At 73.9% G+C, this 10,301-nt stretch carries 13 protein-coding genes and 2 pseudogenes; 4 read left to right on the forward strand and 11 right to left on the reverse strand.

Annotation, left to right across the window (positions count from 1 at the left end; all coding sequences use genetic code 11):
• From AC2CHG_RS26855 to AC2CHG_RS26870, 4 genes and pseudogenes are all read right to left on the reverse strand, one after another.
• Positions 1–390 (reverse strand): annotated as a pseudogene (locus AC2CHG_RS26855) (hypothetical protein); the annotation flags it as partial.
• Positions 391–514: 124 nt separating this feature from the next.
• Positions 515–1,519, reverse strand: a complete 1,005-nt coding sequence (locus AC2CHG_RS26860) for a glycine betaine ABC transporter substrate-binding protein (protein ID WP_355511596.1) — start codon at positions 1,517–1,519, stop codon at positions 515–517.
• A 153-nt stretch (positions 1,520–1,672) separates the two neighbouring features.
• A complete protein-coding gene (locus tag AC2CHG_RS26865; protein WP_194801950.1) occupies positions 1,673–2,395 on the reverse strand; it encodes an ABC transporter permease in 723 nt (240 codons plus the stop codon).
• Positions 2,392–3,081 (reverse strand): ABC transporter permease, encoded by a 690-nt coding sequence (locus AC2CHG_RS26870; RefSeq protein WP_013288967.1) that lies wholly within the window; start codon positions 3,079–3,081, stop codon positions 2,392–2,394. Before AC2CHG_RS26870 ends, AC2CHG_RS26865 begins: the two co-directional genes overlap by 4 nt.
• Positions 3,082–3,083: 2 nt before the next feature.
• Here AC2CHG_RS26870 and AC2CHG_RS26875 point away from each other — a divergent pair, with 2 nt between their 5' ends.
• Positions 3,084–4,076 (forward strand): ABC transporter ATP-binding protein, encoded by a 993-nt coding sequence (locus tag AC2CHG_RS26875; RefSeq protein WP_357209510.1) that lies wholly within the window; start codon positions 3,084–3,086, stop codon positions 4,074–4,076.
• 2 nt (positions 4,077–4,078) lie between these two features.
• Here the strand turns inward: AC2CHG_RS26875 and AC2CHG_RS26880 are convergent, their stop codons facing one another.
• The 7 genes from AC2CHG_RS26880 to folP all read right to left on the reverse strand — a co-directional run bounded on the left by AC2CHG_RS26880 (position 4,079) and on the right by folP (position 8,709).
• Complete coding sequence (locus AC2CHG_RS26880) at positions 4,079–4,570, reverse strand: hypothetical protein (RefSeq protein ID WP_013288969.1); 492 nt, start codon at positions 4,568–4,570, stop codon at positions 4,079–4,081.
• An 83-nt stretch (positions 4,571–4,653) separates the two neighbouring features.
• Positions 4,654–4,956 carry a hypothetical protein gene (locus AC2CHG_RS26885; protein WP_135242344.1) on the reverse strand — a complete coding sequence of 101 codons (303 nt, stop codon included), beginning with the start codon at positions 4,954–4,956 and terminating at the stop codon, positions 4,654–4,656.
• A 61-nt stretch (positions 4,957–5,017) separates the two neighbouring features.
• Positions 5,018–6,244: an ABC transporter permease gene (locus tag AC2CHG_RS26890; protein WP_262013398.1), complete on the reverse strand. Its 1,227-nt coding sequence runs from the start codon at positions 6,242–6,244 to the stop codon at positions 5,018–5,020.
• 114 nt (positions 6,245–6,358) lie between these two features.
• Positions 6,359–6,847: a DUF3180 domain-containing protein gene (locus tag AC2CHG_RS26895; protein ID WP_120574102.1), complete on the reverse strand. Its 489-nt coding sequence runs from the start codon at positions 6,845–6,847 to the stop codon at positions 6,359–6,361.
• 85 nt (positions 6,848–6,932) lie between these two features.
• The gene (folK, locus tag AC2CHG_RS26900) at positions 6,933–7,460 is read right to left on the reverse strand and encodes a 2-amino-4-hydroxy-6-hydroxymethyldihydropteridine diphosphokinase (RefSeq protein WP_030273727.1); all 528 of its coding nucleotides are present in this window, start codon (positions 7,458–7,460) and stop codon (positions 6,933–6,935) included.
• A complete protein-coding gene (gene folB / locus AC2CHG_RS26905) occupies positions 7,457–7,816 on the reverse strand; it encodes a dihydroneopterin aldolase (protein ID WP_262013399.1) in 360 nt (119 codons plus the stop codon). Before folB ends, folK begins: the two co-directional genes overlap by 4 nt.
• Positions 7,813–8,709, reverse strand: a complete 897-nt coding sequence (folP, locus tag AC2CHG_RS26910; protein ID WP_262013400.1) for a dihydropteroate synthase — start codon at positions 8,707–8,709, stop codon at positions 7,813–7,815. The genes folB and folP overlap by 4 nt, the downstream gene beginning before the upstream one ends.
• A gap of 358 nt (positions 8,710–9,067) precedes the next feature.
• Between folP and AC2CHG_RS26915 the strand changes: the two genes are divergently transcribed.
• The 3 genes and pseudogenes from AC2CHG_RS26915 to AC2CHG_RS26925 form a co-directional block, all read left to right on the forward strand.
• Positions 9,068–9,382, forward strand: a complete 315-nt coding sequence (locus tag AC2CHG_RS26915) for a hypothetical protein (protein WP_013288976.1) — start codon at positions 9,068–9,070, stop codon at positions 9,380–9,382.
• Between the two features lie 14 nt (positions 9,383–9,396).
• The gene (locus AC2CHG_RS26920; RefSeq protein ID WP_013288977.1) at positions 9,397–9,759 is read left to right on the forward strand and encodes a hypothetical protein; all 363 of its coding nucleotides are present in this window, start codon (positions 9,397–9,399) and stop codon (positions 9,757–9,759) included.
• 49 nt (positions 9,760–9,808) lie between these two features.
• Positions 9,809–10,301 (forward strand): annotated as a pseudogene (locus tag AC2CHG_RS26925) (ATP-binding protein); the annotation flags it as partial.

Consider the following 10,301-nt stretch of genomic DNA (forward strand, 5'->3'; position numbering starts at 1 on the left):
GGCGGAGGCCAGCCCGGCAGCGGCCGCGTCGAGCCGCTGCCGGACCGCGCCGGCCGCCTCCTCCGCACGCCGTGCCTGGTCGAGCGCCTGGTTGCCACGCTGGGCCGCCGCCACGATCTCGGCTCGCAACTCCCGACGGAGCTGCGCCAACTCCTCGCGCAGTTCCTCGGCCTCCGCACCTCCGGAAGCGCCATCCGGCCGCAGGGCGATGGACAGGCCGATGAGCACGACCGCGAGGATCGCCAGGACCGCGCCGAACCGGAGCGAGCCGTTGCCGTCGGCGATCAGCAGGATGAGCGCGGCCAGGGGCGCCAGCCCCACACCGACCCAGAACAGGACGTTGAGCAGGGCGGGCGTGCTCTTGTCGGCGGGCGCGACCGAGGCTGGCATGGCTGAGCAGAGTACCGAGAGTTCCACCCGAGGGGAACGGGTCGGCGCCACTCGATGAGCGGCCCGCCGAACGGGCTGCCCGTGCCGCCGGCCGGCACGCGTGGCGCCGGCCGGCGGTGCCGCGTCAGCTCGTGGCCAGCGCCGCGTCGGAGGAGAAGACCAGGCCGACGCTCGCCGAGCCGGTCTTCAGCGCGTTCTTGGTCTGCGGGCCGCCCGCGTCCAGCGAGCTGAACGAGCCGGCCTTGAAGTCGTACACCTCGACCAGACCGGCCTGGCACTTCGGCCGCTGCGGGCACTCCGGCGGCCCGGCCAGCACGGTGGCCTGGCCGGAGCACTTGGCGGCCAGCTCGGAGAGCGTGGACACGCCGTACTTGTCGGCGAACGCCTTGGTGACCGCGAACGCGTTCTGGTCCTGTGCCTGGGACGGCTGGCCGAAGACCAGGCCGGCCTTGTCACCCTCGGTCTTCAGCGCCGCGACGGTCTTGTCCAGCTCCGGCGAGGAGACGGGCTGGGCGTCCTTGCCGTTCGCCTTGGTGTTGAGGAACTCCGCCATGGTGGCGGCGTACTCCGGGACGACCTGGATCTGGCCCTTCTCCAGGGCCGGCGCGTAGAGCTCCCGGTTGCCGATGGTCTGCACCTTGACCTGGTAGCCGGCCGCGGTGAGCGCGATCTTGTAGAGCTCGGCGATGGTCTGGCTCTCGCTGAAGTTGCCGGCGCCGACCGTGATCTGACCGCCCGGGCCCTTCTCGATCCCGTCGGTCACGCCGTTTGCGGAGGCGAACTCCTGCGCCGCGACCTGGGGCGTCTTGCGGTCGACGTCGACCGCCCGGTTGAGCTGGATCAGCTTCGGGGTGTCGAGCTTCGCGGAGACCTTGTCCAGCGCGGCGACGAGCTGCGGCGTGGCCGCCTTCGCGTTGATCGCCGGGATGACGTTGTCGGTGTTCTGGAGCTTCTTGTCGTCGGTCAGGACGACGAGCTGGTCACCGGCCACCGGAGCGCAGCCCGCCCCCGAGGCGCCCTGCTCGGGCGCGTCGGTGCCGGACGAGCCGGCGTCGCCGCACCCGGTGAGGAGAACAGCCGCGGTGAGTGCGCCGAGCGCCCCCGCGGCCAGTGTCGTACGCGCGCGCATCAGTGCCCGCCTTCCGTGTCCCGGCGCGACCCCCTCGGGCCGGCCGCGTGTCCGACGGGCGATCCGGACGGCCACCCGCGACTCCAGCCAATATCCTCCAGACCCGACCGACAAACTCGGAGCGGTTTTCGTCATCCGATCGTCACCGACGGCTCAACTGCCGGTCGTCGCCGCCGTCGCGCGGCGGTTCGCCCGCCGGCGCTCCCGGCGCAGCGGGCGGGGCGTGACCACCCGCTCCACCAGCGCGAGCACCCCCTCGACGAGCAGCGCCAACCCGGCCACCAGCACACCGCCGGCGATGATCTGGCCGCCGCCGGCGGCGATGTCGAGCCCGAACCCGGCCCGGATGATCTGGCCCAGCCCACCGCCGTTGACGAACGAGGCGAGCGCGGCGGTGGCCACCACCTGCACCGCCGCGGTGCGGAAGCCGGCCGCCAGGTAGGGCACCGCGAGCGGCAGCTCCACCCGGCGCAGCACCTGCCCGCCGGACAGGCCCATCCCCCGGGCCGCGTCCCGGGCCTCCGGGTCGGCCTGCCGCACCCCGGTGAACGCGTTCGCCAGCAGCGGCGGAATCGCGAAGACCGCGAGTGCCACCACCACGGCCGGGCGGCCGAAGCCGAGGAACGTCAGCGGCAGGATGGTCAGCAGCGCCAGCGTCGGGATCGCCAGTGTGACGTTGGAGACCAGCAGGACCAGCCCCCCGCCCCGGCCGCTGTGCCCGAGCCAGAGCCCGATCGGCCAGGCCACCAGGCAGCCCAGCAGCACCGCCAGCGCGGACATGCTCAGGTGCTCGCCGAGGCGGTCCAGCACGCCGCCGGGGTTGGTCCAGTTCAGCGGGTCGTTCAGCCAGACCACTGCCTGCTCGACGGGGTTCACCGGGCGGACCTCCCGCGCAGCCAGGGGGTGAGCAGGCGGCCCACGCCCGCCAGCACCAGGTCGAGCACCAGCGCCAGCAGCACGCACAGCACCGTGCCGGCCATGATCTGCGCCTTGTAGAAGTTGTTCTGGAAGCCCGCGAAGATGAGCTGCCCGAGCCCGCCCCGGCCGACCACCACGCCGACGGTGACGAGCGCGACAGTGGACACGGTCGCCAGCCGTACGCCGGTGAGGATGCCGGGCAGCGCCAGCGGCAGCTCGATCCGGAACAGCCGGCCCCACCTGCCGTACCCCATGCCCTCGGCGGCCTCGCGGACCTCGGGCGGCACCTGGTTCAGCCCGGCCAGCGCGTTACGCACGATCACCAGCAGCGCGTACAGCGCGACGACGGTGAGCACGGTGATCGCGCCGATGCCCAGGTACGGCGCGAGGAACGCGAACAACGCCAGCGACGGGACGGTGTAGAGCACCCCGGTCACCGCCAGGATGGGCGCCGACAACGACCGGAACCAGTACGCGAGCACCGCGAGCGGCAACGCCACCAGCGCGGCGATCACCACGGCGCGGGCGGTCAGCCAGGTGTGCTCCCGCAGCGCGGCGAGGATCGTGTCAGAGTTGTCCCGCACGTACTGCCAGGAGAACCACGGATTACCCGGGTCGGCCCGGTAGCTCAGGTGGAGGGACACACGTGGACGGTACCCCGGGAAGCGCCGCCGGAGGCGGCGCGGCGTCGATCACGCTGGAGCGCATCCGCAAGCGCTACCCGGACGGCACCGAGGCGGTACGCGAGCTGAGCCTGGAGGTCGCGGCCGGCGAACTGGTGGTGCTGATCGGCCCGTCCGGCTGCGGCAAGTCGACGGTGCTGCGCATGATCAACCGACTGATCGAGCCGACCGACGGGCGGATCCTGCTCGGCGACGACGACGTCACCCGGGTCGACCCGGTGGCGCTGCGCCGCCGCATCGGGTACGTCATCCAGAACGTCGGACTGTTCCCGCACCAGACCGTCGCCGCGAACGTGGCGACCGTGCCGGGGCTGCTGGGCTGGCCGAAGCAGCGGACCCGGGACCGGGTCGGCGAGCTGCTGGAACTCGTCGGTCTGGACCCGGCGCAGTTCGGCAGGCGGTACCCGCACGAGCTGTCCGGCGGGCAGCGGCAGCGGGTCGGCGTGGCCCGGGCGCTCGCCGCCGACCCGGTGGTGCTGCTGATGGACGAGCCGTTCTCGGCGGTGGACCCGATCGTCCGGACCCGCCTGCAGGAGGAGTTCCTGCGGTTGCAGGCCGAGGTGCGCAAGACGATCGTGCTGGTCACCCACGACCTCGACGAGGCGGTCCGGCTGGGCGACCGGATCGCGGTGCTGTCCGAGGGCGGCCGGCTGGAGCAGTACGACACACCCGCCGCGCTGCTCGGCTCGCCCGCCTCGGACTTCGTCCGCGAGTTCGTCGGCGCCGACCGGGGCATCCGGCGGCTCGCCGTCACCCCGGTGACCCGCGCGGTGCTCGACCCGCTCCCGGCCGACGGCGGCACCGGCCTGCCCACTGTGGCGCTCGGCGACTCGGCGTACGACGCGCTCGGCGCGCTGCTCACCTCCGGCGCCGAGCACGCGGTGGTGACCGAGGAGGGCCGGGCCGTGGGGCTGCTCACCCGCACCCGGGTGCTGGCGCTCGGTGCTGTGGACTGAGGTCAGGCCCGGCCGCCGAGGCTGGCCAGTCCGACGATCCAGCCGGCGAAGAAGCCGTACGTGACGCCGGTGCTCGCGGCCTGGAACGCGGCGAACAGCGAGCCGTGCGGGCCGAGGAGTGTGGCGAGGAGGGCACTGAGCCCGCCCGCGAGCGCGTACGCGCCCCAGCCGGACAGGAACTGGCTGCCCGAGGACGTCACCCGGTCGACCTGCGGGCCGGGCAGCAGGTACAGCAGTGCCGCGGCCAGCACGAGCAGCAGGATCGCCCGCAGGTTGGTGGCGAACACGCCCTCGTCGGCCTGCCACCGCCAGGACGGCCAGGCGAGCAGCCGCAGGAACCAGCCACCCGCGCCGGTCGGGTCGGTGCCGCGCTGCGCCCAGTCCACGTACATCGGACTGCCGCCGACGGCGACGAGCAGGAACGCGGCGAGCGTGCCGGTGCCGGCGGCCGTGCCGTACCGGGGGACGGTGCGGGGGCGGTTGCTCAGAGCCATGCGGCGGTCAGTTCCCGGCCGGTCCCGCCGGGCAAACCTGCGCAACCGGTCGGCCGCCGTCGGCCGACGGGCAGTCATCGACCTCAGTGCTTCATCAGGTAGTCGATGAAGGCGGCGCGCAGCAGCGGCGCGGACTCGTCATAGCCGTGCCCGGTCAGCTCACGCCAGAGCGCGTTCGCCTCGTCGATGGTCGGGCCGATCGAGTTCGGCGCGCCGTCCAGCGCGGCAGCCTCGTCGGCGTTGGGCAGGTGCCGCAGGACCGACCAGAAGAAGCCCACGTCGCGGCGGTCGCGCGCCAGGTTGAACGCCTGCTCGCGCAGCTCCTCGGTGGAGAGCTTGTCGAGCTCGTCGAAGGTGCGGCCGCCGGGGGCAGGAGTATCGGTCATGCCGCCGAGCCTAACCGGAGAGATCAGTCCGGGCGCGCCGGACGCACGGCCACCGCCGGGGTCAGCGGTCGTCGGCGTCCCAGCGCCGGGGTTCGTTGTCCCAGCGCGGGGCCTCCCACGCCTCCACCGGGGTGTCGTGCTCGCGTACCGGGAGCACCGAGGGCCAGGCGTCGGCCGGTTCGGGCGGCGGGGTCATCGTCCAGCCGCCGCTCAGCGCGCCGTCCCGGGCCGGGCGGACCGGGCCGAGCGGACCCGGCGGTGCCGGGCGGGGACGGCCGAACGTCTCGACCAGCCGGGTGACGAGCAGGCCGACGCCGAGCACGGCGCCGCCGAGCGCCCACCGGCTGACCGTCCAGCCGTGCGGCACGGTCCAGGCCAGGAACACCACCACCAGGCAGACCGCGAACAGGGTGCCGAAGATGCCGCCGCGCCGCCCGTACGCGCTGGTGCCGGCGAGCATCACGGTGCCGACCGCCAGCACGGTCCAGTCCAGCCCGGTGCCGGGCGCGACCTGGCCGTCCCCGTTCGCCGCGATCAGCACGCCGCCCAGCATCGCCAGCACGGTGGACCCGACGAGCGCCAGCGCGGTCACCGTGGCGGCCGCCACGCCGCGCCGCCGGGCCGGGTCGGCGACCGGACGGAACCGGCCGATCAGCCGGCGTACCGGTTTCATCGCGGCGAACAGGCCACCGAGGACGGCGACCGCGGCGAAGCCGACGAAGAAGTACAGCGCGCTGCCGCGCGGGTCGTAGTCGCCCTGCACCGTCACCGGCGCGGTCCGCCGTTCCAGGTAGACGATCACTCCGGCCGCCCCGGCCAGGCTCGCCGCCCATCCGGGCACGTGCAGCACCACCACGGCCAGGGCGAGCGCCAGCCCGGCCGCGGCCGCGATCGCCAGCGCCGGCAGCAGCGCCTCCCGCATGCCCCGGTCGCCCTGCTCGGCGAAGTGCAGCGCGGCGGCCAGCGCGACCGGCCCGAGCGCCAGGTTCACCGCGCCGGCCCGCAGGCTCAGGCCGGCGGCGAGGGTGAGCAGGCCGAGCGCCGCCACGTCGACGAGCAACGTCTTCAGGGCGCCGCCGCGCAGCGCGTCCGAGTCCTCCCGCCAGAGCATCCAGGCCATCGCGACCAGGCCGGCGAGCAGCACGAACTCCCAGAAGACGTGCACCGCGATCCGGTCCCGGCCGGGTTCGCCGTGGGCCGGGTCGTCGAAGACGTTCTCCAGTACGGCAGCGGGCACCCCGGACGACGTCTCCGGCGGCGCTGTCCGGCCCGCATCGTCGTACGCCATTGGCTCGCGCCTCCCCCAGGTGGCCGCGTCCGGCCCACGGGCGGGCGGACCGGTGGCGGCCGTCGCTCTCCGGTCGCCAGGGACGGTACCGCCGGGCCGGGGTGGGGGGAACCCTCAGAGACGCCCGCGGGGCGTCTCCCGGTCACCGGGCTCGCGGTCCTCGTCGTCCTCCTGCTCCGGGACGCGGCAGGAGCGTTCCAGCCAGAGCGCGGCCGCGACCAGCGCCAGCGCGGCGATGAGGCCGCCGAGCGCGGCCGGTCGATCGCCCACCGCGGCGTTCGTGCGTTCCACGAACAGCCAGCCGGTCAGCCCGGCGTAGAAGCCGGCGAAGATGGCCCCGGCCAGCGCCGACGCCTTGGCCAGCACCACGAACCGGGCGACCAGCAGCGGGTTGACCGGCTCCCGGCCGGGCCGCCGCTCGATCCGGCCCCGGGTGTTCACCGCCGCGTAGCCCTCCAGCACGGCCAGCCCGGCCAGCGTGATCACCGGCAGCCAGGGCAGGTCGGGCGCGAAGTCGTAGTAGAAGCCGCTGATCAGCAGCCAGGCCACCGCGGCGGCGGCCAGGCCGGCCACCACGAGGGTGGAGGCCCGGGTCGGCCCCATCCGGAAGCGGTCGGGCCCCTGCGGGGAGCGGTCGGTGCTCACCGCACCTCCTCAGCTCGCCACTGCCGGGCCACGATCCACCGGGTCATGTGTCCGACTCTAGCGCCAGATCGGGTCGCGGGCTCAGTTCCAGGGCGTCCCCGGCGAGCGGCTCGGCGTTGAGCAGATCGGTCAGCCAGCCGTGCCCGGGCAGCCGGCCGTGCGGCTCGATGTCGATCCACGGGCGCAGCACGAAGGCGCGCAGGTGGGCCCGGGGGTGCGGCAGGATCAGCTCGGGGTCGTCGCGGAGCACCGGCTCGCCGGCGTCGTCCCAGACCGCGATCACGTCCACGTCGAGCGTGCGCGGCCCGTACCGTCGTTGCGGGTCGCGGTCGCGCCCGGCGGCCGCCTCCGCGGCCCGGGCGCGGGCCAGCCAGTCCTCCGGCGCCGCCGCCGGGTCCGCGACCATCACCGCGGCGTTCAGGTACGCGGGCTGGTCGGCGTCCCCCCACGGTGGAGTCTCGTAGACGCCGGAGACCACGAGCACCCGGTCGCCGAGCGCGGCCACCGCGCCGCGCAGGTGGCCGAGCCGGTCGCCCAGGTTGCTGCCGATCGACAACACGGCCCGGGTCACCGGGTACGCCTCATCGTGACTGCGACGTCCCGGAAGGCGTGCGGGATCGGGGCCTCCGGCTTGTGCACGGTCACCGTCGCGGCGGCCACCAGCGGCTCGGCGAGGCAGACCGCGAGCAGCCGGTCGGCGAGTGTCTCGATGAGGTTCACCGGCTCGCCGGTGATCACCGCGACCAGACGTTCGGCGAGTTCGCCGTAGTGGACGGTGTCGGTCACGTCGTCCGAGCGCGCGGCCGGGCCCAGGTCCAGTTCGAGCACCGCGTCGACCACGAACTCCTGCCCCTGGGCGCGCTCGAAGTCGTAGACGCCGTGGCGGCCGTGCGCCCGCAGGCCGGTCAGCTCGATCCGGTCGCTCATCTGTCGCCTCCGCTCGTGCCGGTGGACGCTTCCGTACGCCGTGTGCCGGTCGCGGTGGCGAGCCGAGGGCCGCCGGTGGCGCGCCAGACGGCGAGCGCGTCGGCGGTGGCGCGGACGTCGTGCACGCGTACCCCCCAGGCGCCGGCCGCGACGGCGAGCACGCTCGTCGCGACGGTCGCGGCCTCCCGCCCGGCGGGGGGGCGGGGTTCGCCGGCCGGGTCGGCGAGCAGCCGGCCCAGGTAGGACTTACGGCTGGCCCCGAACAGCACCGGGAAGCCCAGGTCGACCAGCTCGGGCAGGCGGGCGCTCAGCGCCCAGTTGTGCGCGGCGGTCTTCGCGAAGCCCAGGCCCGGGTCCACGATGATCCGGTCGGCGGCCACCCCGGCGGCGAGCGCGGCGTCGACGCGCCGGCTCAGCTCGTCCCGGACCTCGGCCACCACGTCGGTGTACGTGGCCAGCTCCCGCATCCCCCGCGAGTGACCCCGCCAGTGCATGAGCACCCAGGGGCAGCCGGCGTCGCGGACCACCCGGGCCATGTCCGGATCGGCGAGGCCGCCGGAGACGTCGTTCACCACGTACGCACCGGCGGCGAGGACGGCCTCGGCGACCCGGGCGCGACTGGTGTCGATGCTGACGCGGATGCCGGCGGCGCTCAGCTCGCGGACCACGGGCAGCACCCGGGCGGTCTCCGTCTCCGCGTCGACCCGCTCGGCGCCGGGCCGGGTGGACTCGCCACCCACGTCGATCAGGTCGGCGCCGTCGGAGCGCAGTCGCACCCCGTGTGCGACTGCCGCGTCCAGATCGGCGTATCTGCCGCCGTCGGAGAAGGAGTCGGGCGTGACGTTGAGGACGCCCATCACCACCGGGGCCTCCGCCCGTACCAGATCGGTCACGGACCCGACAGTACCGTTCGCCGACAGGGCTTCCGGCCACCGGGCGAGCGCGCGACGCGGCACCCCTGACGTGCGCATTGGAACAGGTGTACGATCGGTCATCCGGGCCGTCGGAGGTCGACTCTTCACGGCTTGTCGCAAAGGTGGCCGGGCCGTACGCTTTGGAATTGCCCAGCATCGAGATGGCGAAGCCTGGAGGGAGGGCCGAAGCGGGAAGAATCCCCCCAAAACTCACCACTCTGCGTGGTGGGTGACGGACTCAGCGTTGACGGCGCTGTCTCTGACGAGCACCATCCCGCCAGGCTTGCCTACTTGCACCAACGCGGCGCCGCCGGCCGCGACCTTGGGGAGGTTTCCAGTGATCGCCATCGAGCTCATGGCAACGGCGTCCAGTGCCGTGGACCACGCGCTCCACACCCTGGCGTCGACTCCACTCGCCGAGCCGGCACCGAAGGGCATCGACACCGACAACGTCGTCACCTTCTTCGCCAGCAAGATCGCGCCGATCCTGCTCGCGGTCCTCGGAGTGATCTTCATCGGCCGGGCCAGCCGGGGTGAGATCTCCAAGGTGCTGACCAGCTCGGCCATCGCCATCATCGGCCTGGCCTTCATCGCCGGAGCGGCAACACTCTTCTTCGTCGGCGACTACCTGATCAACCTGATCTTCGAGTAGGGCGCTGGGCGACGATGCGGCTGCGCACCGACGACGACATCTACCGGGCACGCCTCGTCTACCTGGGGCCGCCCGGGTACACCCTTCCCGTCCACCTGCCGTACGCCCAGTACGGCCTGTTCATGCTGCTCGTACCCCTCTACATGTTCATCCACTGGCTGTTCACGCTCCAGGTCGAGCTGTTCCCCGCCTGGGAGATCTCGCTGGCGATCGTGACGACCTCGTTCATCTTCCGGTACGTCGACCCGGACCGGCCCGCGCGCATGGTCATCCGGACCGCGCTGACCGACTGGCGACGCACCCGGGAACCGGCCACCGAGCAGCGGGATCCGCGGCTCGTCGCGAGCCGGATCAGGATCCGGGAGGAACTGGCATGACCGGGCGTACGACAACCGTGCAGACGAACGACGCGGGTGAGGCGGTCGCATGAGTCGCTCTTCCACGCCGGGTTCCCCGGCCGGGCGCCCGGCCGGGCCCAACGGTAACCGTGCGCGATCGTTCGACTACCCACCGGACGAGGATCTGGACGAGGTCGTCCTCGACAGCGCGCTCGTCACCAGCCCCGGGCACAGCCGCGTCGGCGTGTTCCAGCCGCCGCGACCGATGACCCCGCGCGAGCCGGTACGCCCCGACGGCGACATCGACTCGCCCTTCCTCGACCTGTTCGGCGGCGCGCAGCCCCGGCGGCGGCCCGCCGCTTCCACGCCGCCCGCGCCGGTCGAGCCGGTGGTGGCGCCGCCGCGTCGTGGCGTCGGCCGGGAGCCGCTGCCGATCCCGCACCAGCCCGCCGTGCCGGTCGAGCCGGCGCCCCGGGCCGAGCCGGAACCGCCGATCCGCGAACAGACCCCTGGGGTACGCGCGGTCGGCCGCCCCCGGCCCGAGCCCGCACCGCCGCCGGTCGAGCCCGCCCTGCCCGACC

It is taken from the genome of Micromonospora sp. ATLC20 (assembly GCF_057196585.1).